General features: G+C 71.7%; 24 protein-coding genes and 1 pseudogene. 12 read left to right on the forward strand and 13 right to left on the reverse strand.

The features are described 5' to 3' along the window. Positions 1-290 precede the first annotated feature (290 nt). The 4 genes from BKI49_RS11825 to BKI49_RS11840 all read left to right on the forward strand — a co-directional run bounded on the left by BKI49_RS11825 (position 291) and on the right by BKI49_RS11840 (position 4,405). Positions 291-1,361: a M4 family metallopeptidase gene (locus tag BKI49_RS11825; protein ID WP_095934206.1), complete on the forward strand. Its 1,071-nt coding sequence runs from the start codon at positions 291-293 to the stop codon at positions 1,359-1,361. A gap of 32 nt (positions 1,362-1,393) precedes the next feature. Beyond that, on the forward strand, positions 1,394-1,660 hold the full coding sequence (locus tag BKI49_RS11830) for a protealysin inhibitor emfourin (protein ID WP_095934207.1): 267 nt from the start codon (positions 1,394-1,396) through the stop codon (positions 1,658-1,660). 157 nt (positions 1,661-1,817) lie between these two features. Continuing rightward, positions 1,818-3,140 (forward strand): GH1 family beta-glucosidase, encoded by a 1,323-nt coding sequence (locus BKI49_RS11835; RefSeq protein ID WP_095934208.1) that lies wholly within the window; start codon positions 1,818-1,820, stop codon positions 3,138-3,140. Continuing rightward, on the forward strand, positions 3,137-4,405 hold the full coding sequence (locus BKI49_RS11840) for an MFS transporter (RefSeq protein WP_095934300.1): 1,269 nt from the start codon (positions 3,137-3,139) through the stop codon (positions 4,403-4,405). The genes BKI49_RS11835 and BKI49_RS11840 overlap by 4 nt, the downstream gene beginning before the upstream one ends. A gap of 110 nt (positions 4,406-4,515) precedes the next feature. Here the strand turns inward: BKI49_RS11840 and BKI49_RS11845 are convergent, their stop codons facing one another. After that, the gene (locus BKI49_RS11845) at positions 4,516-5,373 is read right to left on the reverse strand and encodes an NAD-dependent epimerase/dehydratase family protein (RefSeq protein WP_095934209.1); all 858 of its coding nucleotides are present in this window, start codon (positions 5,371-5,373) and stop codon (positions 4,516-4,518) included. A 127-nt stretch (positions 5,374-5,500) separates the two neighbouring features. Between BKI49_RS11845 and BKI49_RS11850 the strand changes: the two genes are divergently transcribed. The 4 genes and pseudogenes from BKI49_RS11850 to BKI49_RS11865 form a co-directional block, all read left to right on the forward strand. Next, a complete protein-coding gene (locus BKI49_RS11850; protein ID WP_095934210.1) occupies positions 5,501-6,358 on the forward strand; it encodes a helix-turn-helix transcriptional regulator in 858 nt (285 codons plus the stop codon). 286 nt (positions 6,359-6,644) lie between these two features. Then, entirely contained in the window at positions 6,645-7,121 is a 477-nt protein-coding gene (locus tag BKI49_RS11855; RefSeq protein ID WP_095934211.1) for a hypothetical protein, read from the forward strand. A 234-nt stretch (positions 7,122-7,355) separates the two neighbouring features. Then, entirely contained in the window at positions 7,356-8,687 is a 1,332-nt protein-coding gene (locus BKI49_RS11860; RefSeq protein ID WP_095934212.1) for a beta-xylosidase, read from the forward strand. Positions 8,688-8,758: 71 nt separating this feature from the next. Further along, positions 8,759-9,763: pseudogene (locus BKI49_RS11865) on the forward strand (WxL protein peptidoglycan domain-containing protein); the annotation flags it as partial. Here BKI49_RS11865 and BKI49_RS11870 read toward each other — a convergent pair. Both BKI49_RS11870 and BKI49_RS11875 read right to left on the reverse strand, forming a co-directional pair. Then, positions 9,660-9,998, reverse strand: coding sequence for a P-II family nitrogen regulator (locus tag BKI49_RS11870; RefSeq protein ID WP_028804604.1), 339 nt, complete (start codon positions 9,996-9,998; stop codon positions 9,660-9,662). The pseudogene BKI49_RS11865 and the gene BKI49_RS11870 sit on opposite strands and share 104 nt — an antisense overlap. Beyond that, the gene (locus tag BKI49_RS11875) at positions 9,995-11,341 is read right to left on the reverse strand and encodes an ammonium transporter (RefSeq protein ID WP_306453549.1); all 1,347 of its coding nucleotides are present in this window, start codon (positions 11,339-11,341) and stop codon (positions 9,995-9,997) included. The genes BKI49_RS11870 and BKI49_RS11875 overlap by 4 nt, the downstream gene beginning before the upstream one ends. Before the next feature lie 166 nt (positions 11,342-11,507). On the opposite strand from BKI49_RS11875, the gene era reads away from it, so the two are divergent. Next, positions 11,508-12,467 (forward strand): GTPase Era, encoded by a 960-nt coding sequence (era, locus tag BKI49_RS11880; RefSeq protein ID WP_028804606.1) that lies wholly within the window; start codon positions 11,508-11,510, stop codon positions 12,465-12,467. A gap of 243 nt (positions 12,468-12,710) precedes the next feature. Here era and BKI49_RS11885 read toward each other — a convergent pair whose 3' ends face one another. Both BKI49_RS11885 and BKI49_RS11890 read right to left on the reverse strand, forming a co-directional pair. Further along, positions 12,711-13,064, reverse strand: coding sequence for a cytidine deaminase (locus BKI49_RS11885; protein ID WP_095934213.1), 354 nt, complete (start codon positions 13,062-13,064; stop codon positions 12,711-12,713). A gap of 46 nt (positions 13,065-13,110) precedes the next feature. Beyond that, entirely contained in the window at positions 13,111-13,932 is an 822-nt protein-coding gene (locus BKI49_RS11890) for a helix-turn-helix transcriptional regulator (protein WP_373557540.1), read from the reverse strand. Positions 13,933-14,077: 145 nt separating this feature from the next. On the opposite strand from BKI49_RS11890, the gene BKI49_RS11895 reads away from it, so the two are divergent. After that, positions 14,078-15,511 carry an MFS transporter gene (locus BKI49_RS11895; protein WP_095934215.1) on the forward strand — a complete coding sequence of 478 codons (1,434 nt, stop codon included), beginning with the start codon at positions 14,078-14,080 and terminating at the stop codon, positions 15,509-15,511. Positions 15,512-15,549: 38 nt separating this feature from the next. Here the strand turns inward: BKI49_RS11895 and BKI49_RS11900 are convergent, their stop codons facing one another. Next, positions 15,550-15,798, reverse strand: coding sequence for a DUF397 domain-containing protein (locus BKI49_RS11900; RefSeq protein ID WP_306453550.1), 249 nt, complete (start codon positions 15,796-15,798; stop codon positions 15,550-15,552). Positions 15,799-15,873: 75 nt separating this feature from the next. Further along, a complete protein-coding gene (locus BKI49_RS11905) occupies positions 15,874-16,794 on the reverse strand; it encodes a helix-turn-helix domain-containing protein (RefSeq protein ID WP_095934216.1) in 921 nt (306 codons plus the stop codon). A gap of 430 nt (positions 16,795-17,224) precedes the next feature. Here BKI49_RS11905 and BKI49_RS35745 point away from each other — a divergent pair, with 430 nt between their 5' ends. Further along, positions 17,225-17,347: a hypothetical protein gene (locus BKI49_RS35745; protein WP_257004723.1), complete on the forward strand. Its 123-nt coding sequence runs from the start codon at positions 17,225-17,227 to the stop codon at positions 17,345-17,347. 187 nt (positions 17,348-17,534) lie between these two features. On the opposite strand, the gene BKI49_RS11910 is transcribed toward BKI49_RS35745, so the two are convergent. From BKI49_RS11910 to BKI49_RS11930, 5 genes are all read right to left on the reverse strand, one after another. After that, positions 17,535-17,894 (reverse strand): MmcQ/YjbR family DNA-binding protein, encoded by a 360-nt coding sequence (locus BKI49_RS11910; RefSeq protein ID WP_095934217.1) that lies wholly within the window; start codon positions 17,892-17,894, stop codon positions 17,535-17,537. Beyond that, positions 17,891-19,195: a hemolysin family protein gene (locus BKI49_RS11915; RefSeq protein ID WP_095934218.1), complete on the reverse strand. Its 1,305-nt coding sequence runs from the start codon at positions 19,193-19,195 to the stop codon at positions 17,891-17,893. Before BKI49_RS11915 ends, BKI49_RS11910 begins: the two co-directional genes overlap by 4 nt. Continuing rightward, positions 19,192-19,689: an rRNA maturation RNase YbeY gene (ybeY, locus tag BKI49_RS11920; RefSeq protein WP_028804613.1), complete on the reverse strand. Its 498-nt coding sequence runs from the start codon at positions 19,687-19,689 to the stop codon at positions 19,192-19,194. Before ybeY ends, BKI49_RS11915 begins: the two co-directional genes overlap by 4 nt. 12 nt (positions 19,690-19,701) lie before the next feature. Next, positions 19,702-20,769, reverse strand: coding sequence for a PhoH family protein (locus BKI49_RS11925; protein WP_095934219.1), 1,068 nt, complete (start codon positions 20,767-20,769; stop codon positions 19,702-19,704). Between the two features lie 203 nt (positions 20,770-20,972). Next, entirely contained in the window at positions 20,973-22,082 is a 1,110-nt protein-coding gene (locus tag BKI49_RS11930; RefSeq protein ID WP_095934220.1) for a carbohydrate kinase family protein, read from the reverse strand. A 434-nt stretch (positions 22,083-22,516) separates the two neighbouring features. Here BKI49_RS11930 and BKI49_RS11935 point away from each other — a divergent pair, with 434 nt between their 5' ends. Continuing rightward, entirely contained in the window at positions 22,517-23,761 is a 1,245-nt protein-coding gene (locus tag BKI49_RS11935; protein ID WP_095934221.1) for an MFS transporter, read from the forward strand. Positions 23,762-23,764: 3 nt separating this feature from the next. Here the strand turns inward: BKI49_RS11935 and BKI49_RS11940 are convergent, their stop codons facing one another. Further along, a complete protein-coding gene (locus BKI49_RS11940; protein WP_095934222.1) occupies positions 23,765-24,760 on the reverse strand; it encodes an adenosine deaminase in 996 nt (331 codons plus the stop codon). Positions 24,761-24,774 lie beyond the last annotated feature (14 nt).

The following is a 24,774-nucleotide window of genomic DNA, read 5'->3' on the forward strand; positions in this document are numbered from 1 at the left end:
GGACGGCCGACGGCGCAGCGCCAAACTCCGCGGGGAGGGGGTCGGCCTCGACTACAGGCCCTCGCCGCGGCAGCTAAGGAGAAGCAGCCCGAAACGCATGATGCTCCGCAGCCTAGCCGAGCCGTGCCCCGTGCGGGGTGGTGTTCCAGTATGCGGGATCGCATGCGCAAAACGGACAAAAAGTGCGCCATACCACTCGACGACGGCTTCCGACGCTCCTTATCACCGCATTTCACCAATCATGGTTGCAGGTAGTGACAGTGAGATAACTCAGTGCAAGGGTGCCGGGCATGACGACCAACGGGGGCTTCGAGCCCGTCTTCTGCACCATCGTGCCGCCCCACGTCCTCGACAAGCTCGCCCAGCACGAGGACCCCGCACTCGCCGGTCCCGCCCGCCAGACCCTGGAGCGCGACGCCTACGAGCGCACCCACCGCCGGCTGACCACGGTCATCGGCGCCCCGACCGTCGCCCCGCCCGCGGAGGCGGAGGAGGACAAGCCGCACCGCACGATCTACGACGCCCGCCACCACCAGGACCTGCCCGGCAGGAAGGTGCGCGGCGAGAACGACAAGCCCGGCAAGGACGCCACGGTCAACCGCGCCTACGCCGGCCTGGGCGCGACCTTCGAGCTCTACCTGAAGGCGTACGAGCGCAACTCGATCGACGGCTCGGGCCTGCCGCTGGACGCGACGGTGCACTTCGACCGGGACTACAACAACGCCTTCTGGAACGGCGAGCAGATGGTGTTCGGCGACGGCGACGGCGAGATCTTCCTCGACTTCACCATCCCGGTCGACGTCATCGGGCACGAGCTGACCCACGGCGTCACCCAGTACACGGCGAACCTCACCTACTTCGGCCAGCCGGGCGCCCTGAACGAGTCCATGTCGGACGTCTTCGGCTCGCTGATCAAGCAGTACACGCTCGGCCAGACCACCGCCGAGGCCGACTGGCTGATCGGTGCGGGCCTGCTCGCCCCGCGCGTCACCGGTACGGCCCTGCGCTCCATGAAGGAGCCGGGCAGCGCGTACGACGACGACGTGCTCGGCAAGGACCCGCAGCCCGGCACCATGGACGGCTACGTCCGCACCGGCCGCGACAACGGGGGCGTCCACATCAACTCGGGCATCCCCAACCACGCCTTCTACCTGGTCGCCCAGGCACTCGGCGGCCACGCCTGGGAGCGGGCCGGGCAGATCTGGTACGACGTCCTCACCGGCGGGCAGCTCCAGTCCCAGGCGAGCTTCACCGACTTCGCCGCGCTCACCGTCGCCCAGGCACGCGAACGGTACGGGGAGGGCGAGGAGCTCCAGTCGGTGCTGAAGGCCTGGGAGCAGGTCGGGGTACCGGCCGCGTAGCCCCGGCGCACGACTCGTACTAGACAGGACCCATGCGTATTCAGGTGAGGCGCACGGGCGGATTCGCGGGCATCGAGCGTCATGCCGAGGTGGACACCTCGGGACGGTCCGACGCCCACGAGTGGCAGGCCCTGGCCGAACAGGCGGTCGCCGCCGGCCGGGGCACGCCCCCCGTCGGCGTTCCGGACGGCTTCAGCTACCAGATCACCGTGGACGGGAAGACGGTGTACGCGGCCGATCCCCGGCTCACTCAGGAACAGCGGACGCTGATCTCCAGAGTGCTGAAGGAGGGCGCGTAGCCGACGGCCGCCCAGGGGGAGATCCGTCCGGGACGCGGGCCGCCGGCCCGTCCCGACGGCCGCCGGTCACGCCGTGACCGCGGCCTCTTCCCCTGGGCGCCCGACGGGCAACAACCTTTTCCCACCGCCCCGTTGACTTCCGTTACCGCCGGTACGGATGATCGCGCGCATGGCGACGAACCCCCTCCCGCAGTTCCCGCCCGGCTTCCTCTGGGGCGTGTCCACCTCGGCCCACCAGATCGAGGGGGCCGCCGACGAGCGCGACCCCTCGGTGTGGGACGCCTTCACGGCCGAACCAGGGCGGATCAAGGACGGCTCGACCGCGGAGGTGGCCTGCGACCACTACCACCGCTACCCCGAGGACGTCGCGCTGCTCGCCGGTCTCGGCGTGGACGCGTACCGCTTCTCCGTCTCCTGGCCCCGGGTGAACTCCCCCGGCGGCCTCGACTTCTACGACCGCCTCGTCGACGAGCTGTGCGCGGCGGGCGTACGCCCCGTCCCCACCCTCTTCCACTGGGACCTGCCGCTGGAGCTGGACTGGCTGTCCCGCGACACGGCGGCCCGTTTCGCCGACCATGCCGCCGTCGTCGCAGAGCGCCTCGGTGACCGGGTGAAGAAATGGATCACCCTCAACGAACCGGCCGAGCACACGCTGCTGGGTCACGCGCTCGGCGCGCACGCCCCCGGCAGGCGACTGCTGTTCGACGCGCTGCCGGTGGCCCACCACCAACTCCTGGCCCACGGCCTCGCCGTACGGGCGCTGCGCGCCGCCGGAGCCGACGACATCGGGATCGCCAACTCGCACGGACCCACCTGGGCGGCGTCCCGGCGCACCGAGGACGTGGAGGCCGCCGACTTCTACGACGTCCTCCTCAACCGGCTGTTCTCCGACCCGCTGCTCCTCGGCCGGTACCCGGAGGGCATCGGCGAGCTGCTGCCCGGCGACGTCGAGTCCGACCTGAAGGTGATCGCCGAACCCCTGGACTGGTACGGCGTGAACTACTACCAGCCGACGAAGGTGGGTGCCCCCGAGGGCGCGGAGATCGAGTTCAGCGGACTGACCCTGCCCGCCGACCTCCCCTTCTCCGTACGCGAACTGGAGGGCTACCCGGTCACCGACTTCGGCTGGCCGGTCGTCCCGGAGGCCCTCACCGAACTGCTGGTCGGCCTCCGCGAGCGCTACGGCGACCGGCTCCCGCCCGTCGTCATCACCGAGAACGGCTGCTCGTACGAGGGCATCGACGACCAGGAGCGCATCGCCTTCCTGGACGGTCATGTCCGTGCCCTGCACCGCGCGCTGGAACAGGGCGTCGACGTGCGCGGCTACTTCGTCTGGTCGCTGATGGACAACTTCGAGTGGGCCGAGGGCTACGCCCGGCGCTTCGGACTCGTCCACGTCGACTACGACACGCTGGAGCGGACCCCCAAGGCGTCGTACACGTGGCTGCGGGCCGCCCTGCGGGCGCAGGCGCGCAGATGACGGCCACCGATCCCGTCGTGCCCGCGGGGGGCGGCGCACTCGCCGAGCCCGTCGAGCGGGTGGGGCGCGGCTGGACCGCGGCGCTCTCGCTCGCCAACGGCGCGATCTGGGTGGGCTGGTTCGGGCCGCTGCAGATCCTCCTCGCCTCCCAGGCGGAGCACTTCGCGCCCGGCACCGGTATGTCGAAGGAGACGGTGCTCGCCTGGGTCACGGGGGCGGGCGCGGTGGTCTCACTGGCCGCGAACCCGTTCTTCGGCGCGCTCTCGGACCGTACGACCGCCCGCTGGGGCCGCCGTACGCCGTGGATCGTGGCCGGGTCCGCGGGCGGCGCGCTGTCCCTGCTGCTTCTGGCGGGCGCCGGCGGGGTGTGGACGATGGCGGCCGGCTGGTGCCTGGTCCAGCTGACGCTGAACGCCGCCTTCGCCGCGATCACGGCGGCGGTCCCGGACCGGGTGCCGCGGCTCCAGCGGGGTTCCGTGGGCGGCTGGCTCGGCGCCGCGCAGATCCTGGGCGTGGTCGGCGGGACAGGGCTCGCGGCGGCCGCGGGCGGCACGGGCGCGGGGTACGCGGCGTGCGCGGTGTTCACGCTGGCGGGCGTCCTGCCGTACGTCCTGCGGCACCCGGATCTGCGGCTGCCCGCGTCGGCCCGCGCGCCCTGGGCCTGGCGGTCCTTCCTCGCCTCCTTCCGGCTGAGCCCGCGCCGTCACCCGGATCTGGCGTGGGCCTGGCTGACCCGTTTCCTGATCAACCTGAGCAACGCGCTCGTCCTGCTCTACCTGCTGTACTACCTGCGCGACCGGTTGCACCACCACGACCCGGAGGAGGGCGTCCTCGTCCTCACGGCGGTCAACGCCGTCACCCTGCTCGCCACGGTCGTCGTGGGCGGGGTCTGGTCGGACCGGGTGGGACGCCGCAAGCCGTTCGTCATCTGGTCGGGCGTCCTGATGGCGGTGGCCACGGCCGCCCTGGCCGGCTGGCAGACCTGGCCGGGGGCGATCGTCGCGTCGGCGGTGCTCGGCATCGGCTTCGGCGTCTTCACCTCCGTCGACTTCGCCCTGATGACCGACGTGCTGCCCGAGGCACTCGACCGCGGCAAGGACCTCGGCGTCATCAACATCGCCAACGCCCTCCCCCAGGTCGCGGCGCCCGCGCTGGCCGCGCCGATCGTGACCCATCTCGGCGGGTACCGGGTGCTGTACCTGGTGTCGGCGGCGATCGGGCTCGCCGGGGCGGTGCTGGTGCGCAGGATCCGCGGGGTGGAGTGACAACTCTCTGATCCGTGCGAGGTCCGGGCGTCGCGCGGTCCGGGCCTCGCGTGATCGGGCCTCGCGTGATCGGGCCTCGCGCGGTCCGGGGCTCGCGTGGCCCGCGGGGCCTAGAGCGCGCCCGCGTCCTGCGCGGTCCACACCGACGGGTACAGCGGACGGAAGCCCAGCTCCCGGCGGACGCGGGCGGTGGACACGATGCCCAGCCAGGGGTCGGGGTCCGTGCGCTCGTACAGGGCGGCCGGGATGTCGACGCCGTTGAGCCGGTGCAGGTCGACGGCGGTGACAGGGCTGTCGTCGGCGATGTTGTGGATCCCGCCGCCCGCGCCCGGGGCGTACAGGAGGCGGCGCAGCCCCTGGGCGACGTCCGCGTGGTGGACCATGTGGAGGCGCTGGGTGGCGGCCCAGTGACCGGCCCACCTCATCGACCGGGCCAGATGGGGGTCGCCCTCGCCGTAGACGAAGGCCAGCCGGGCCACCCGGACGTCCAGGCCGCCGTCCAGGGCGAGCAGGCCCCGCTCGGCCGCCGCCTTGGACTCCGGGTACGCGCCCCACATCGCCCCGCCCGGCACCACCGGGTCGTCCTCGGTGAGCGGACGGCCACGGCCCGTGCCGTAGACCAGATTCGTGCTGACCTGCACGAAGCGGCGCACCCCCGAGGCGACGGAGGCCCTGCCCAGCTCCAGCGCGGCGTCGCGGTTGACCGCCCACGCCTCCTCGTCGGGCACGTCCCGGAAGGCCGCCGCGATGTTCACCACCGCGTCGACGCCCGCGAGGGCCTTGCCGAGCGCCTCGGTGTCCCGCAGATCGCCGACCACGACCTGGGCGCCGAGGCCGGCGACGGCCGCCGCCCCCGACTCGTCGCGGACCAGGACCCGCACCCGGTCGCCGGGCGAGGCCTGCCGCAGCAGCCGCGGTACGAAGCGGCGTCCCACCGAGCCCGTGCTTCCGGTCACCAGTGTCAGCATGATGTGCTCCTCGTCGTCGTTCTCCGGTGCCGAGCCTGCTGCCGGGGCGGGGAAGGCGGGAGAGACCTCCCTATCCGGGGACCGGCAGTGCCTGGATAAGCCGGGCGGGTTCGGACACGCTGGAGGGGTGGACCGAGCCGAACTAGCCGACTTCCTGCGCCGCAGCCGCGCCCGCCTCGAACCCTCCGACGTGGGACTCGCCGCCGGCGCCCGGCGCCGCACACCGGGCCTGCGCCGCGAGGAGGTGGCGGCGCTCGCGGGCATGTCCGTGGACTACTACACCCGGCTCGAACAGTCCCGCGGCCCCCGCCCGTCACGGCAGATGCTGGGCGCGCTGGCGCGGGCGCTGCGGCTCACCGGTGACGAGCGGGACCATCTCTTCCACCTGGTGGGCGAGGAACCGCCGCGCGCCGACAGCGCCTCGGGGCATGTCCGGCCCGGTCTGCTGCTAGTCCTCGACCGGCTGCACGACGCGCCCGCGCAGGTCATGACCGACTACGGCGACGTCCTCGCGCAGAACACGATGGCGGTGGCGCTCGTCGGCGAGGCGGGCCCGGAGCGCAATGTCGTACGGCGCTTCTTCACCGATCCGCGGGCCCGCGCCCTCTTCCCACCGGAGGACCACGCCGAGCTCGCCCGCAGCCATGTGTCCCATCTGCGCGCGGTCACCGCGGCCCGGCCCGGCGACCCGGCCCCCGCCCGCCTCGTGGCCGAACTGCGGGCCACGAGCCCGGAGTTCGCCCGGCTGTGGGAGGAGCACGAGGTCGCGGTGCGGCGCGTCTCCACGAAACGGTTCGTGCACCCCACGGTGGGGCTGCTCGACCTGGACTGCGAGATCCTGCTCAGCTCGGAGGACCATCAGATCCTGATCGTCCACACGGCCCGCCCCGGCACCGAGTCCCACGAGCGGCTCCAACTGCTGCGGGTGGTGGGTCTTCAGGACATGACGCCCGCTCGCCGTCCCCACCCTCCGCTCTCGCGCTGAGCGGTGCCCGGGGGCCGACTTCGGCCACTTTTGACGACCCTTGAAGGAAAGGGTCGGCGTCCCTTGCAATCGTGAGTCACCCGCGCATCAATGGAACCGCACGTTCCGACGGACCGTCAGATGCCGCCGCGCGGCGTCCCGTACCCCGCTCGCGGGCGGTCCGTCCGCGCACACCACCTCCCCGCACCCTCACCTGCACGGCGGTGAGGGGACCGTGTGCCCGGACGGGGACGGTTCCGTCCGACCATCCCCACATGGCAATTCCCGTACAAGGGAAGGGAACACGATGAGAGGCAAGCGACTCGGAATCACCGCGGCGTTGGCCGGGGGCACCCTCGCCGCGACCGCACTGGCCTTCGCGCCGGCCGCCGCGGCCGTCACCCCGCAGACGGCCACCATCAACGCCACCTGCAGCATCGGCGGCAGCGGTTCGGCCACCCTCACGGCCACCCAGAGCGGCACCGCCGCGACCATCACCCTGAGCTCCACCGACATCACGGCTCCGATCAGCGTCGCGCAGGACTCGATCAGCTCCACATTGACCATGGTGAAGGCGAGCGGCGGCACCACCGTCTTCAGCGGCACGAAGAACCCCGCCATCGCCGCGGGCGGCGGGGTCGCGGTGGGCCCGCTGGACGGCACCGTCGCCTCCGGCGACAGCCTGGAGGCCTTCGGCGGCTCCCTGCAGATGGTGGTCTTCGGCATCACCATCACCTGCACCGCGGACGCGGCACAGTCCCCCGGCCCGTTCGTGTTCGAGTAGGCGCCCACGCGTGAGGACCGGCGCCGCCCGCGCGCAGCGGCGCCGGTTCCGCAGCCACCGCGAGCTCTCAACACACCTTTCAGCCAGGCGAGTTGATGACATCGACAGAAACTGATGGGTCATCAGTTCGCGTGCCTGGACTCCATTGACTTCTCACACAACCCGCACATCAATGGCCCCCTGTCGGCGCAGACGAGCCGCTGCGCCCGCATCCCTCAGGAGGGGGCAACCACCATGAGAACCACGGGTCCGACAACCCGAAGACGCCGCTGGGCGGCGCTGCTCGGGGCGACCGCCCTCGCGGTCACCGCGGGAGGCGCGCTGGCCGCCCCGGCCGGAGCCGCGCCCACGGACGTGGACTTCCCCACGCACTGCATCCCGCCGGCGATCGCGGGCATCCCGCCGATCGACGGCACCACCACCGCGAAGATCACGGTCGACAACGCCGCCCCCAAGGTCGGCGACACCGTCACCGTGACGTACACGGTGGTCAAACCCGCCGCGAGCAACCCCGTCGACCTGGCCCTGCCGGCCGACATCATGACGCCCACCGGCAAGGTCACGCTCGGCGGGGCGCGGACCGGCGCCGTCACGGTCGCCGGGCCCAAGAAGAACGACCCCGTGCCGGGCAAGGGCGCCTTCCCCTCGTTCAGCATGACCGGCACGTTCACGGTCACCGCGCCGGGCGCCATCACGCTCTCGCCGGGCGACTACAACATCCACACCAGCTACATCATGGAGCTGGACACCCCGTGCACGGTGACCGACCCGCCCGCCCCGGTGTCCGAGACCGTCACCGCGACGAACGGCGGCGGACAGACCAACAACCGTGCCATCCAGCTCGGTTCGGCCTCCGGGAACCCCGGTGACGGCGTGACCGTCACCGGCAGCGACTTCACCCCGGGCGCCACCGTCACCCTCGCCGGACGCTCCGGCGACACCCAGACCGCCGACACCGCGACCGTGACCGCGGACGGCCAGGGCGCCTTCAGCGGCACGCTCGTCGTCAACGACCGGACGACGACCGGCGTGGTGGCGTACGAGGGCGCGAGCTGGAACGCCGACAAGGGCGCGGGGCCCGCCACGTACGTCGTCGTCGACGACACCCCCGTCCCCGACAACGCCCAGAGACTGACCACCACGGTGAAGGCGGGGACGCTGTCCATGACGCAGGCCGGGGACGCCGTCGAACTGTCGGCGGTCGACTTCGGCAAGGGCGGGGCCTCGAAGGGCGCGCTGAAGACGGTGACCGTCAAGGACTTCCGCGGCGGCCCCGCGGGCTGGTCCCTGACCGGCAAGGTCACCGACTTCACCGGCCCCGGCGCGAAGATCGACGCCGGTGCGCTGAGCTGGACCCCGGCCTGTGTCACCAAGGCGGGCAGTCCGAGCACCTGCCGGGCAGGCTCGTCCGGCACGGTGGGCTCCTCGGGCGCGACACTGGCCTCCACCCCCGACGGCACGCTCACCGGCGGTGAGTTCACGGTCGACGCCGGGCTGTCGCTCGACGTGCCGGCGTTCACCCCGCCCGGTTCGTACTCCGGCGTGCTCACGCTGACGCTCAGCTGACCGGTCCGTCCGCACCTTCGGTGGCCGGGCGCGCACCCGCCCGTCCGCCTCGTCCGTGGGGGTCCGCACCCATGCGCAAGCTGTACGTCCTCCTCCTGACCGCCCTGCTCGGCTGCGTGACGGTGCCTTCGTACGCCGCCGACAACGGCAGCTGGTCCGTCTACCCCGTCTCCACGCGTCTCGCGACACGCCCGTACTTCTACCTCTCGGCCGACCCCGGGCAGACCCTCCGGGACAAGGTCACCGTCGCCAACAAGACCGGCGGGCCGCTGACCTTCCGGCTGTACGCGGCCGACGCCTACAACACCGTCCGCGACGGCGGCTTCGCCGTGCGCACCCTGCGCGAGAAGCAGCGCGGGGTGGGCGCGTGGGCCGAGCCCGCACGCTCCCGGGTGACGGTGCCCGCGCACGGCTCGGTGACCGTGCCGTTCACGCTCCGGGTGCCCGAACGGGCCGAACCCGGCGACCACCCCGGCGCGCTGGTCGCGCTGGACGAACGCGTCGAGGCGGGCGACGGCTCGCTCGCCGTCGGGGTGCAGCGGGCGGTGGCCGCGCGCGTCTATCTGCGCGTCGGCGGCCCCACCGTGCCCGCCCTCGCCGTCGAGAAGGTCCGCGTCAGCCACCACCAGCCCCTGGTCCCGGGCCTCGGGGCCGCCACGGCGACCGTCTCCTACACCCTCCACAACACCGGCAACGTGACCCTGAACCCGAAGGTGCGCCTCAGAGCGGAAGGACTCTTCGGCCGCACCCTGCTCGCCCGCGGCCTCACCAAGGTCCCCTCCGAGCTGCTCCCCGGTCAGCGGGTCCGGCTGAGCGAGCCGTGGTCCGGCGCCCCGCAGCTCGACTGGGGCGACGTCACGCTGACGGCCGACGCGGCCGGGACCCGCGACTCGGCGAGCGCGTCCTTCTTCGCCCTGCCGTGGCTCGTCGCGGCGGCGGTGGCGGCCGGGATCGCCACGGCCGTGGTGGTGATCAGAGCGCGTCGGGACCGCGCTCGCCCGTCCGTACCCGTACGACCGTCTCCACCGGTACGGACCACACCTTTCCGTCGCCGATCTTCCCCGTCTGCGCGGCCTTCACGATCTCGTCGATGACGGCCTCCGCGTCGGCGTCCTCGACGACGACCTCGATCCGGACCTTGGGGACGAGGTCGATCCGGTACTCGGCCCCGCGGTACACCTCGGTGTGGCCGCGCTGCCGCCCGTATCCGCTGGCCTCGGTCACGGTCAGCCCGTGCACGCCGATTTCCTGGAGGGCGGTCTTGACCTCGTCGAGTCGGTACGGCTTGACGATCGCGGTGATGAGCTTCATGCCTGGGTCTTGGCCTTCTGGGCGGTGGGGAGGGATGCGGAGACCGGGGCGCCGTGCCCCAGGACCCCGTGATCGTAGGCCGTCTCGGCGTGCACCGTAAGGTCCAGGCCGGTCCGCTCGTGCTCCTCGTCCGCCCGCAGGCCCATCAGCCGGTCGATCAGCTTGCCGATGCCGTACGTGACCGCGAAGGCGTACGCCCCGACGGCCAGCACGGCGACCAGCTGCCTGCCGAGCTGGCCGAGCCCGCCGCCGTACAGCAGCCCCTCGGCCCCGCCCGTCATCTCCTTGACGGCGAAGACGCCGATGAGCAGGGTGCCGACGATGCCGCCGACCAGGTGCACACCGACGACGTCCAGCGAGTCGTCGTAGTTCAGCTTGAACTTCCAGCCCACGGCGTACGAGCAGACGACGCCGGCGGCGAGTCCGACGACCAGCGCGCCGAGCAGCGACACGGTGCCGCACGACGGGGTGATCGCGACGAGGCCCGCGACCGCACCGGACGCGGCGCCCAGGGTGGTCGGGTGGCCGTCGCGGCGCTGCTCCACGAAGAGCCAGCCGAGCAGACCCGTGCAGCCGGCGGCCAGGGTGTTGAGGAAGGCCGCGGCGGCCAGCCCGTTCGCGCCCATCGCGGATCCCGCGTTGAAGCCGAACCAGCCGAACCACAGCAGTCCGGCGCCCAGCATCACCATCGGCAGGTTGTGCGGGCGCATCGCGTCCTTCTTGAAACCGAGGCGCGGGCCGAGGACCAGGCACAGGGCGAGACCGGAGGCGCCCGAGGTGATCTCGACGGGCAGTCCGCCCGCGAAGTCCAGCGCACCCAGCGCGTCCACGATCCAGCCGCCCGGACCCCACACCCAGTGCGCGACGGGAACGTATACGAGCAGCGCCCAGACCGGCACGAACACCAGCCACGCGGAGAACTTCGCCCGGTCCGCGACCGCGCCGCTGATCAGCGCGGCCGTGATGATCGCGAAGGTGAGCTGGAACGTGGCGAACAGCAGGGTCGGCACGGTGCCGTGGACACCGTCCGGGCCGATCCCGGCCATGCCCGCGTGCCGCAGCCCTCCGACGAGCCCGCCGAAGGCGTCGTCCCCGAAGGCCAGGGAGTACCCGGCCACCAGCCACACCACCGTGACCAGGGCGATCGACACGAAGCTCATCATCAGCATGTTGAGGACGCTCTTCGTGCGCACCATGCCGCCGTAGAACAGGGCGAGGCCGGGCGTCATCAGCAGGACCAGCGCGGTGGCGGCGAGCAGCCAGGCCGTGTCACCGGTGTCGACGGGTGGTTTCCCACCGGGAGCGGAGGCGAGGACCAGGGGCAGGGCGGTGGCCGGCGTCACGGTGTCTCCAACGGGGTGGGGGCTGCGTCAGAGAGTCGTCGGCGCTCGTTTCCGTACGTGCACGCCCAGGTTTCCGTCGTGTTTCGTGTTGCGCCGGGGTTTCCGGAACCTCACCGAGCACCGCTCGGGCGCACGGCGTGCGGCGGTCGCCCGAGGATCAGGGACAATGGGCGCCATGAGCGTTCGTACCCCGTCATCCGAGCCGTCCGAGGCCACCCATCGCGCCGGCTTCGCCTGCTTCGTGGGCCGCCCCAACGCGGGCAAGTCCACCCTCACGAATGCTCTCGTCGGCAAGAAGGTGGCGATCACCGCCGACCAGCCGCAGACCACGCGGCACACGGTGCGCGGCATCGTGCACCGTCCCGACGCCCAGCTGATCCTGGTGGACACCCCCGGGCTGCACAAGCCGCGCACCCTGCTCGGCGAGCGGCTCAACGACGTGGTCCGCACGACCTGGGCCGAGGTCGACGTGATCGGCTTCTGCCTCCCGGCGAACGAGAAGCTCGGTCCCGGCGACCGCTTCATCGCCAAGGAACTGGCGTCGATCAAGAAGACGCCGAAGATCGCCATCGTCACCAAGACCGACCTCGTGGACAGCAAGGCGCTCGCCGAGCAGCTCATCGCGATCGACCAACTCGGCAAGGAGCTCGGCTTCGAGTGGGCGGAGATCGTGCCGGTGTCGGCGGTCCGCGACAAGCAGGTCGACCTGCTCGCCGACCTGCTCGTCCCGCTGCTGCCCGAGGGCCCGGCCCTCTACCCCGACGGTGAGCTCACGGACGAGCCCGAGCAGGTCATGGTGGCCGAGCTGATCCGCGAGGCCGCGCTGGAGGGCGTCCGCGACGAGCTGCCGCACTCCATCGCCGTCGTCGTCGAGGAGATGCTCCCGCGCGAGGACCGGCCCGCCGACAGGCCGCTCCTCGACATCCACGCCTTCGTCTACATCGAGCGCCCCAGCCAGAAGGGCATCATCATCGGCCCCAAGGGCAAGCGCCTGAAGGAGGTCGGGATCAAGTCCCGCAAGCAGATCGAGGCACTGCTGGGCACCCCGGTCTTCCTCGACCTCCACGTGAAGGTGGCCAAGGACTGGCAACGCGACCCCCGCCAGCTCCGCAAACTGGGCTTCTGACCCACGCTCCCGGCCCGCCCGGCACCCCTTGAGAACCGGGGACGCCCCTCAGCCCGAACCGGGGGCGCGCTTCAGCCCGTCCGGCGCTTGAGGACAAGGCCGTCCAGGCCGATGCATTTCAGCCCGTCCGGCGCTTGAGGACAAGGCCGTCCAGGCCGATCCGGGGGTCCGGGGGCGGAGCCCCCGGGAACAAGGGACGGGCAGGGGCGGAGGGGGCGAACCCCTTCCGCCCACCGGACGGAGTCAGCCCGCGGCGACGACACCCCGCACGGCCCCGTCGGGCCCCGCGACGAGCACAGGCGTCCCGGGCCCCCCGAGGTCCAGAACCGCCGCACGGTCCTCCTCGGACACCCCCTCCGCGTCGGAGACGACCGCCGCCGCCTCCAGGGACTTCGCCCCCGACGCCACGGCCATGGCCACCGCGGTCCGCAGAGCACTCAGCCGCAGAGACGGCAGCTCCACGGTCCCGGCGACATACGTACGGCCCGTCTCGTCGCGCACGGCCGCCCCCTCGGGCACACCGTTGCGCGCCCGCGCGGAACGGGCCAGGGTCACGATCTTGCGGTCCTCGGGGTCAAGCGTGCTGCTGTCGGTCATGCCCTGAGCATACGAAGTGCCGGCGCGGCACCCCGCCCAAGGGGGGTCAGCCCGCCACCGGGTACATCGAGCCGCGCCGCCCCTCCGGCGAGGCCAGCCACTCCAGCTTGGCCGCGGTGTTCGCCTCCGGCAGCGGCGTGTGCAGCACGATCGTCAGGTCGGGCCGCGCCGGCACCTTCATGGCCGTCGACTCGACGGACAGCAGCCCCACCAGCGGATGGTCGAGTTCCTTGCGGATCTGCCCCGCGTCCTCGATGTCCCGCTCCTCCCACAGCCCGGCGAACTCGGTGCTGGCCTCCTTGAGCCGCGCCAGCAGTTCCTGGAAGCCCTCGTCGTCGGGCGCGGCCGCGCACGAGGCGCGGAACTGGGCGACGACGGTGCGCGCGTTGGTCTCCCAGGACCGGGACTGCCCGCGGTAGAGGGGGTCGGTGAAGAAGTCGACGATGCAGTTCTGCGTGTTCTCGGGGCGCATGCCGAGGACCATCGCGGCGGCGTCGTTGTACATCACGCAGTTGTAGTACGCGTCCATGATGTGCGCGGGGTACGGCATCCACGTGTCGATCAGCCGCCGCAGCCCGTCGCACATGTCCCGGTTCTCGGGAGCCGTCTCGGGCGCGGGCGGGTTGAGCCCGGCCAGCACGTACAGATGGCGCCGCTCGGCACCGCTGAGCAGCAGTACGCGGGCGACCGAGTCGAGGACCTGCGGGGACACCGAGATGTCCCGCCCCTGTTCCAGCCACTGGTACCAGGAGGCGCCGACGCCCGCGAGCACGGCGACCTCCTCACGGCGCAGCCCCGGGGTGCGCCGCCGCGCGCCGCCGTCCGGGAGACCGGCCTGCGCCGGGGACACCTTGGCCCGACGGCTCATCAGGAAGTCGCGCAGCTCCCGCCGTCGATGACTCCTGAGCGCGTCCTCCGTCACGTTCGAATCCCCCTCTTGGTGACTGGTGGTGCGACCACCAGCATAAGTTGCCGCTCCCCACGCTTGTTCCGACCGCACGAAGCTCTTGGCCATGGCGATCGACACCACCGACCTCGAGTCCACTCCCGTACGCACCCCGCCGGCACCGGCGGCCGACACCCCGCCCGGCGCGCGGCTCTCGGTCCGCGACAAGCTCGTCCTCTTCGTGCTGTGCGCGGCGCAGTTCATGGTCGCGCTCGACTTCTCCGTCCTGAACGTGGCGCTGCCCGTGCTGGGCTCGGACCTGGGCATGAGCCGGTCCGCCCTGCAGTGGGCGGTCACCGCCTTCGCGCTGCCGTCCGGGGGCTTCCTGCTGCTGTTCGGCCGCATCGGCGACCTGTACGGGCGCCGCAGGCTCTTCCTGACCGGCCTCGCGCTCTTCGGCGCGGCCTCGGTGCTCGCGACGTGTGCCTGGGACCCGACGTCCTTCCTGACGGCCCGCGCGCTGCAGGGTCTGGGCGCGGCGGCCATCGTGCCGACGGGCATGTCGCTGCTGACGACGACGTTCCCCGAGGGGCCGGCGCGTGACCGCGCCCTGGGCATCTCCGGCACGCTGCTGTCCCTCGGCTTCACGGTCGGCATGGTGGCGGGCGGCGTCCTGACCGACGCGCTGGGCTGGCGCTCCACGATGGGGCTGCTGTCGGTGTTCGCGCTGATCGTGCTGCCGCTGGCGCCGGGTCTGCTGCCCGAGTCCCGCACCCCGGACCGTCCGCGCCTGGACGTCCCCGGCGCGGTCACCGTCACCGGTGGCCTGCTGGCCCTGATCTACGCCCTCTCGACGGCCGCGGAGCGCGGCTTCGGCGGCGCCGACGTGCTCGTGTCGCTCGTCGCGGGCGTGCTGCTGCTCAGCGCCTTCGGGTACGCCGAGTCGCGCAGCGCGGCGCCGCTCGTCTCCCTGCCGATGCTGCGCCGCCGCACCGTGGCGTGGGGCAACCTGGCCGGCCTGGTCACCTTCTCGATGATGTCGACGGTGATCTTCGTCCTGACCCTCTACCTGCAGGAGACGCTCGGCCTGTCCGCCTTCGAGACGGGTCTCGTCTTCGGTGTGCAGGGTGTGCTGTCGGCGGTGGCGGGGGCGTACGCCCCGAAGGTCATCGGCCGCGTCGGCGCCCGTCGCACGCTGGTGGGTTCACTGGCCGGGCAGGGGCTGTTCGTGGCGACGCTGGTGCTGCTGAACGCCCACACCTGGTCGGTCTGGCTCGCCACGGCCGCGGTCTCCCTGGCCAGCATGTGCCACCTGGGCGCGATCATCGCGTACGGCCTGACCGCCACGTCGGGCGTCCCGGACGAGGAGCAGGGCCTGGCCACCGGTCTGGTGACGTCCACTCAGCAGGTGGGGCTCACGGTCGGCGTCCCGCTCCTCGGCGTCCTGGCCACCACGTCGGGTGACCTGATGACGGGGGTCCACACGGTCCTCGCCCTGGACGCGGTGATCGTGCTGGCGGCGGCGGTACTGGTGAGCCTGGGGCTCGGCCGGCGCGCCTGATGCCTGGCCCGCTCCGCCGGACGGCCCGCCTCCTGATGTCAGGGGCGGGCCGTCGGCCTGCCGGGAGCCGGGCCGGGGGCCACAGAGCTCAGAAAGGCCCGCCAGGCAGCGGGGTCGAAGACGAGAACCGAGCCCCGCGGGGTCCGGGAGTCGCGGACGAGGACGGCTTCACCGGTCCAGGCGACCTCCACACAGTCGTTGTTGCCGCCTCCGCTCGCACTGCTCTTGCGCCACGACCATGAGCCACCCACGCCGTCCCCTCCAACCTGGGTGTGGACACGCAGCACCTCTTCCAGAATAACGGCGCCTCATACGAATATGAACGAGGCGTTTCCCGCCAAGCTCCCTGCGGACAGGGGCAGTCAGGCGTCCGCGGGGGCCGTCCCGGAGCGGAGCAGCGAGACCAGGTCGTCGCTTCCCTCCCCGGTGCGCTCGGCCATCCGGCGCAGCAGGACGTCGACGTCGTCCTTGATGCTCAGGTCCTCCAGCTCCCAGAACCGCTCCACATAGCGGCCCGTCTCCTCGGAGTCGCTGCTGGCGTACGAGTCGCCGCGCGGGTTCTCCAGATAGAACGAGTCCGGCATCTCGTCCGCCTCGAACTCGAAGAGCGTGAAGGGGCCTTGCATACCGGCGTGGGCACCGGCGCTGAACGGCAGGACCATGATGTGCACGCGAGGGCGGGCGGCCAGCTCGGCCAGCCGCTCCAGCTGGGCGCGCATCACCCCGCGGCCACCGACCTGCCTGCGGATCACCGACTCGTCGAGGATGAAGAAGAACTCCGGGCCCTCGTCGCCCTGGAGCAGTTCCTGCCGCGCCAACCGCGCCTCGATGTAGCGGTCCAGCGTGTCCTGGGCCAGCCCGCTGCTGTACGCGCGCATGATGGCGCGCCCGTACTCCTCGGTCTGCAACAGCCCGGGAATCTGAAGGGAGTTGAAGTGCCGGATGAGCGAAGCCGACGTCTCCATCGCCAGGAACTGGAGGAACTCCTTGGAGTAGATGTCCCGGAACTCCGAGAACGGCATCTTCCGGCTGCCCCGGGCCAGGTCCAGCAGTTCGTCGACCTTGCGCTGGCTGCTGATCTCGTAGACCGCGAGCAGTGGGCGCAGGTCGTTGACCGTGATGCCGACCTCGCCCGCCTCGATGCGGATCAGCTTGGAGGGACTCCACTCCATCTTCTCGGCCACCTGGCGCTGCGTCAGCCCGGTCTTCGTGCGGGCCTTGCGCAGTTCGGTGCGGAGCCGGATCCGCTGGATCGCCGGGCTCGGCGGTTTCGCCTCACTCATGATCCCCCACCCCCATGAGGACCGAGCAAGTTGCGACATGGCGATTTCGATGGTTACACATCGGTACCTCTCCGAGAGAACGCACGCTCAGGACGCGACACAGATCACCACTGGTGGCGGGGGTCGCGCTGGAGCGCCAACTCTCGGGATGCTATGTCGCACATCGGAGCCAACGTATCGGACACACCGACCTGGAGTCAGCATCTAGGACTGTTCACCCGTCTGCGCGGAGGCTACATTGTCAGAGGGAACGTTGTCGCACGGACGGCAACCGCCTCAACTCCGGTTCCACGAAAGGAGGTTCGACCAAGCGGTAGCGAGGTTGACGCCAACCTCCTTGGGAGCCACCCGACTTCCTCCGACTCACCACCTGTGGATCACCGCGGTATCCACAAGGTATGTGGAGCCGCCGGGAAGGAGGAAAAGCCCCATGGCCACAGAGCCGGAGGGGCGCCGCAACACGTGGACCGACAGGGTGTCCCACATCGTCCCCTGGATGAGTCTCATCTTCCTGATCTACAAGATCATCGAAGAGGTGCTCCACCACGTGTGAGAGAAAACGGCCCCGGCCAAGAAGACCGGGGCCATGGAAGCGGACGCCAGCAGGAGCAGGTTCCACTCCGAGTGTGCTTGCTCGGCCTACACGGAGTGGGCCTGTCGAGAGCCCGCCGAACTCATCATTCTGCCGCGATTTTCCCGTCCTGGCGAGCCATCGGAACCCGGTCGGCCGAGGGACGGGTTCACGCCCGGTCGAGCCGGAGCCGCTCGGCGCGCGGCAGTCCCGCGACCACCAGGTCGTACGAGTCCTCGATCAGCTCCCGCACCAGCTTGTCCGGGAGCGGCCCGTCCGCGGTCACCGTGTTCCAGTGCCGCTTGTTCATGTGATAGCCGGGGACGACGAGCCCCGGGTGCTCACCGCGCAGCCGTACGGCGTCCTCCGGGTCGCACTTCAGATTGACCGTCAGCGGAGCCGCGTCCAGGTTCGTCAGCGCGAAGAGCTTGCCCAGCACCTTGAAGACCGACGTCTGCGGGTTGAAGGGGAAGTCCTCGACGGTCGCGTTGAAGGACAGACAGAACGCGCGCAGCTCCTGCGGGGTCACTCCGGCTTCTCCTCCTCGATGGGCTCCACCGGGCCGACCGGCTCGACGAGCACCGTGACGATCTTGTTGCGGCGCCCCGCCGCGGCCTCGGCGGTCAGTCGCAGCTCCCGCCCGTCGGGCAGTTCGACCATCGACGACGCCCCGGCGATCGGGACCCGCCCGAGCGCCTTGGCGAGCAGTCCGCCGACGGTCTCCACGTCCTCGTCGTCGTACGCCTCGTAGCCGTACAGCTCGCCGAGGTCGCCGATGTCGAGGCGGGCGGTCACCCGGTAGCGGTCGTCGCCGAGCTCCTGCACGGGCGGCAGCTCGCGGTCGTACTCGTCGGTGATCTCGCCGACGATCTCCTCGAGGATGTCCTCGATGGTCACGATGCCGGCCGTGCCGCCGTACTCGTCGATCACGACGGCGACGTGGTTGCGCTCCTGCTGCATCTCGCGCAGCAGGTCGCCCGCGTTCTTCGTGTCGGGCACGAAGGTGGCGGGCCGCATCGCCGTGGACACCAGCTCCGACTCCGCGTCCCGGCTGATGTGCGTCTTGCGGGCCAGGTCCTTCAGATACACGATGCCGACGATGTCGTCCTCGCTCTCCCCCGTGACCGGGATGCGCGAGAAACCGGAGCGCAGGGCGAGCGTGAGGGCCTGACGGATCGTCTTGTAGCGCTCGATGGCCACCAGGTCGGTCCGCGGGACCATCACCTCGCGCACCAGTGTGTCGCCCAGTTCGAAGACGGAGTGCACCATGCGGCGCTCCTCGTCCTCGATGAGCGACTCCTTCTCCGCGAGGTCGACCATGGCGCGCAGCTCCGCCTCGGAGGCGAACGGGCCGCGCCGGAATCCCTTGCCCGGCGTGAGCGCGTTGCCGATGAGGATGAGCAGCGGCGGGATCGGCCCCATGACCCGTGCCAGCGGGAGCAGGACGTACGAGGCGGCCGTCGCGGTGTTCAGCGGGTGCTGGCGGCCGATGGTGCGCGGGGACACGCCCACCGCGACGTACGACACGAGGACCATGACGCCGATGGCGACCGCGAGGGCCTGCCAGGTCTCGTCGAACTCCTTCAGGCACGCGTACGTGACGAGCGCGGCGGCGGCCATCTCGCAGGCGACACGGACCAGCAGTGCCACGTTCAGGTAGCGGGTGGGGTCGGCGGCGACCTGGGCGAGCTTGGCGCTGCCGCGCCGGCCCGACCGGACGGCCTCCTCGGCACGGAAGCTGGAGATGCGCGCGAGGCCCGCCTCCGCGCAGGCGGCGAGCCAGGCGACGACGACCAGCGCGATGGCGCCGATGACGAGTTGTGGACTCATGACACGGTCGGGGCCGGGGACGGGCCTGTCAGGCCCTTCTCCGCACGCCACCCGTCCACGATGGCCGCCTGGAGGCCGAACATCTCGGCCTTCTCGTCCGCTTCCTCGTGGTCGTACCCCAGCAGGTGCAGCACTCCGTGGACGGTCAGGAGCTGGAGCTCCTCGTCCATGGAGTGCTGCGTCGGAGCCTCCCGGCCCTGCCGCTCGGCGACCTCGGGGCACAGCACGATGTCGCCGAGCAGGCCCTGCGGAGGCTCGTCGTCGTCCTTGGACGGCGGGCGCAGCTCGTCCATGGGGAAGGACATGACATCCGTGGGGCCGGGCAGGTCCATCCACTGGATGTGCAGCTGCTCCATGGCGTCGGTGTCCACGACGATCACCGAGAGCTCGGAGAGCGGGTGGATGCGCATCCGTGTGAGCGCGTAGCGGGCGATGTCGAGGATCGCCTGCTCGTCGACCTCGGTTCCGGACTCGTTGTTGACGTCGATCGACATGGTCGTGCTGGTCTACTTCCCCTTGTGGCCGGCTTTGCCGCGGCCCTTGTGGGAGCCGTTCTCGGTGCCGTTCTCGATGTCGTACTTCTCGTACGCGTCGACGATACGGCCGACCAGCTTGTGCCGTACGACATCGTGGGACGTGAGGCGGGAGAAGTGGACGTCCTCGACGCCCTCCAGGATGTCCTGGACCTGGCGCAGACCGGACTTCGTGCCGGTCGGGAGGTCCACCTGTGTCACGTCACCCGTGACCACGACCTTCGAGTCGAAGCCGAGGCGGGTGAGGAACATCTTCATCTGCTCGGCGCTCGTGTTCTGGGCCTCGTCCAGGATGATGAAGGCGTCGTTGAGCGTGCGGCCGCGCATGTAGGCCAGGGGCGCGACCTCGATCGTGCCCGCCGCCATGAGGCGGGGGATCGAGTCGGGGTCGAGCATGTCGTGCAGCGCGTCGTACAGCGGGCGCAGGTAGGGGTCGATCTTCTCGTAGAGCGTGCCGGGCAGGAAGCCGAGGCGCTCGCCCGCCTCCACCGCCGGGCGGGTCAGGATGATGCGGTTGACCTGCTTGGACTGCAGGGCCTGCACCGCCTTGGCCATGGCCAGGTACGTCTTGCCGGTACCGGCGGGGCCGATGCCGAAGACGATCGTGTGCTTGTCGATCGCGTCGACGTACCGCTTCTGGTTGAGCGTCTTGGGGCGGATGGTGCGGCCCCGCGAGGACAGGATGTTCTGCGTGAGCACCTCGGCCGGGGTCTCCTGGCCGTCGCCCTCCCCGTTCTCGCTCGCCCTGAGCATGGCGATCGAGCGTTCCACTGCGTCCTCCGTCATCGGCTGCCCCGTGCGGAGCACCAGCATCATCTCGTCGAACAGGCGCTGGACGAGGGCGACTTCACCGGCGTCGCCGACCGCACTGATCTCATTGCCCCGGACGTGGATGTCGGCCGCCGGGAAGGCCTTCTCGATCACGCGCAGGAGCGCGTCTCCGGAACCCAGCACGGTCACCATGGGGTGCTTGGCAGGGACGGTGAAGTGCGCTCGCGCCTGCTCCTGAGCGGAGCTGTGAGCTGTGGGTGTCTGAGTCATGGGCCGGCTCTGTAGGCCTGCGAATCCTCCTCGGTCGGCACGCTTGCCACACGGGCAGCCTTGCGGTTCCAAGGGTACGTCGCTGCACCGACAGAGCCGTAGGGCTTTTCGTCACCCCTCGCCGAGCGCCCGCGCCCCGCGCACGACGGCGCACGCCGGGGGCAGGACGGTTCGGCGCGCCCCGCCGGATCCCGGCGCGGAGGTCATGCCGAGCGCCCGAAACCGATCGTCGGCACCGCCCGGCGCAGCGGCCACGGGCGCGTCACCTCCGGGAGCAGGCCCTCCAGGAACGCGTACCGGCTCAGCGCCGTGGGGTCCTGGGCGTCCACGGACTGGACCTTGCGCCACCAGGCCGCGATCTCGGACCAGCCCGGCGCCGACAGGGACCCGCCGAACTCCTGCACGGACAGGGCCGCGGTCAGCCCGGCGAAGGCGAGCCGGTCCGCCAGCGGCCAGGCGGCCAGCGTCCCCGTGACGAAGCCGGCCACGAAGACGTCGCCGGCGCCCGTGGGATCCAGGGCCTCCACCGCGATCGCCGGGACCTCGGCGGTCTCCCCGGTGCCGCCGTCCACGGCGTACGCGCCGTCCGAGCCCAGGGTGACCACGGCCAGCGGCACATGGTCCGTCAGCGCGCGCGCCGCCGCACGCGGACAGTCCGCGCCGGTGTAGCGCATGGCCTCCTCGGCGTTCGGCAGGAACGCCTCGCAGTGCTCCAGGTCGGCGAGGCCGGCCAGGTCCCAGCGGCCGGTGTCGTCCCAGCCGACGTCCGCGAAGATCCGGGTCCCGCTCTTCGCCGCCTCCTCGATCCAGGGCGCGCGCGTGCCGGGTGTCAGCGAGGCGACCGCCGCACGCGCGCGGGGCGGGCAGTCCGGCGCCGGTTCCTCGGGCGTCGGCTCGTGCCCGTGGCTGACCATCGTGCGCTCGCCCTCGTACGCCATCGACACGGTGACCGGGGAGTGCCAGCCGGGCACGGTGCGCGACAGGGAGAGGTCGATGCCCTCGCCCTGCTCCAGGGCGTCCCAGCAGTACTCCCCGTAGTGGTCGTCGCCGAACGCGGCGGCGAGGGAGGTCCGCAGTCCCAGCCGGGCCAGCGCTGTCGCCATGTTCGCGACCCCGCCCGGGCTCGATCCCATGCCCCGCGCCCACGACTCCGTACCGCGCACGGGAGCCGAGTCGAGGCCGGTGAAGATGATGTCCAGGAAGACCGTGCCCGTGAGGTAGACGTCCCAGGGCGGATCCTGGGGGGTGCGCAGGCCGGCGAGCGGGTCGACATGGGCCTGGCAGAGCGGTCGCTCTCCGTCGGGCGTGATCACGGTGCGCTCCCTGAGATGGTGCGGATCAGGCCAGTGTGCACCAAGTCGGCCACGACACACCGTGGTCGTGCGGGGACGGATCCCGCCCCCGCCCGCCCCGCACGGAGGACGACGGCCCCGCCCGCAGGCCGGAGGGGGCCTCGCCGCACGGCCGAACGGCGCCCCGTGTCGGGCGGAGTGGCGGCCCGAGCCTCGCGGAGCGGCACCGCCCCCGCGACGCCCCGCGAGGGGCGCCTGCGACACCCTCTCCGGCAGCGCAAAAGGTCGCGTCTACCCCGCCTCTTCGGGGGCAAACGGAAAGTGCCGTAGATCACACCGTCCGACCTTCTTCGCGCGCCCGGCCCCTTGATACAAATTGCCCGCGCGTTCCTGTCCGTCGACAGCCGCTCAACCCCCCTTCCGAGCCGCTTCTTTCGCATGCCCTGGGAACGCCCGTGTTCGCCCGCACCACCATGCCCTGGCCCCTCGTCGCCCTTTTCACGGCCGGGTACCTCTCCGCGTACCTGCTGCCGACCACCGTCGGCAGGCTGGACGCGGGCCTCCCGCTCTCGGCCACCCAGGCCGGCGCCATCGGCAGCGCCCTGCTGCTGAGTTCGGCGACCGCCGGGTTCCTCCTCGCGTCCCGCGTGGACCGCTTCGGCCCCCGCGGACTCGCCCGCACCGGTCTGCTCCTCGCAGCCGCCGGCTACGGCACCGCCGCCCTGACGACCACCGTGCCCCTGGTCGTCACCGGCGCGGTCGTCGGCGGCTTCGGCTCCGGCGCGGCCACCACGGTCGCCGCGACCGGCATCGCCGCCCAGCGCGACCCCCACCGCACCACCACGATGGGCCTGTTCGGGGTCTCCGCACTGGCCGGCGCGCTGTATCTGACGATCCCCCACCTGGGCCCGGCCCACGGTCCGCCCCTCGCCGCGATCGCCTGCACGGCGCTGCTCGTGCTGCCCGTGACCGGACGGCTGCCGGACCGCACCCCCGCCGCGCGGACCCCGCGCACCACGACGCCGCTCCCCCACCCGCGTTCCGGCCTGCTCCTCGCCGGCACGTTGCTCTTCTGGTCCCTCGCCCAGAACTCCCTGTGGGGCGTCAGCGGCCGCATCGGGCTGACCCAGGCGGGGCTCACCGAGGTCACGGTCGGCGCGGTGTTCGCGACGGCGCTGGGCGCGGGTCTGCTGGGGGTGATCGGCGCGGGCGCGCTGGGCCCCCGGCTCGGCCTGGCCCTGCCCATCGGCATCGGCACGGCGCTGATCGCCGGGTGCATCGCGCTCAGCGCGGCGGCCACCGACCTCACGTCGTTCGCGGCGGGCGAGATCGCCTGGAACACGCTCTACCCGGTCGTCCTGTCGTACGTGATCGGCCTCGCCGCCTCCCTCGACCCGCGTGGCCGGTGGGCGGTCCTGGTCGGCTCCGCGTCCTCGCTCGGCACGGCGTGCGGCCCGCTCACCGGCAGCCTGCTCTCGGCTCGGGCCGGATACCCGGCCATGGGCACGGTCCTGGCGGTCGGGCTGCTGGTGATCGCCGTGCCGATGACCCTGGTGGCCGTCCGGCCGCGGCGCGGCGTCCCGGTCACTTCGGTCGTCGAGATCCCGCTGGAGACGGCTCCCGCCGAGCGGGCGGCGTACGGCACGGCCGGGCCCCGGCCGGCCGCGGCAGCCACCGCACCGGGGCCCGGAACCGGCTGAGGGCTACCGCCCGAACTGATACGCGTCGACCTCGGCGAGATAGCGGGCCCGCCGCTCCTCGTCGTGTTCGAGGAAGGACGCCAGGAACGAGTTCCGCGCCAGCTCCCGCATCTGCTCCAGTTCGAGACCGAGGGCGTCGCGGACCGCGTGGTAGTTGTCGGCCACGTAGCCGCCGAAGTAGGCGGGGTCGTCGGAGTTCACCGTGCACAGCAGGCCGGCGTCGAGCATGGCGCGCAGCGGGTGGTCCTCCAGGACGCGTACGGCCCGCAGTCGCACGTTCGACAGCGGGCACAGCGTCAGCGGCACCCGCTCCCGTACGAGCCGCTCCACGAGCTGCGGGTCCTCCATGCAGCGCAGCCCGTGGTCGACGCGCTCGACGCCGAGGACGTCGAGGGCCTCGGTGATGTACTCGGGCGGCCCCTCCTCGCCCGCGTGCGCGACGCGCCGCAGACCGAGCGCGGCGGCGGCCTCGTACACCTCGCGGAACTTGACCGGCGGGTGCCCGACCTCGGCGGAGTCGAGCCCGACGCCGGTGATCCGGTCGAGGTGGGGCTTCGCGGCCTCCAGGGTCCGCAGGGCCGACTCGGCGGACTCGTCCCGCAGGAAGCACAAGATCAGCTGGGTGGAGACGCCGTGCTTCTCCTCGCTGTGCTCCAGCGCCCGCCACAGTCCGTCGACGACCGTCCCCATCTCCACACCGCGGGCGATGTGGGCCTGCGGGTCGAAGAAGATCTCCGCGTGCCGCACGCCCTGCGCGGCGGCGCGCTCCAGGTAGGCGTCCGCCAGGTCGGCGAAGTCCTGTTCGGTCCGCAGGACGGCCATGAGCTCGTAGTACAGGTTCAGGAACGACTGGAGATCGTCGAAGAGATACGCCTTGCGCAGCTCCTCGGTGTCCTCGTAGGGCAGCGTGACGCCGTTCCGCGCGGCGAGCGCGAAGGCGAGCTCGGGTTCGAGAGTGCCTTCGATGTGGAGGTGCAGTTCAGCTTTGGGGAGGGGCATCGAAGCATCGTACG

It is taken from the genome of Streptomyces sp. Tue6028 (assembly GCF_002300165.1).
Classification (GTDB): domain Bacteria; phylum Actinomycetota; class Actinomycetes; order Streptomycetales; family Streptomycetaceae; genus Streptomyces; species Streptomyces siamensis.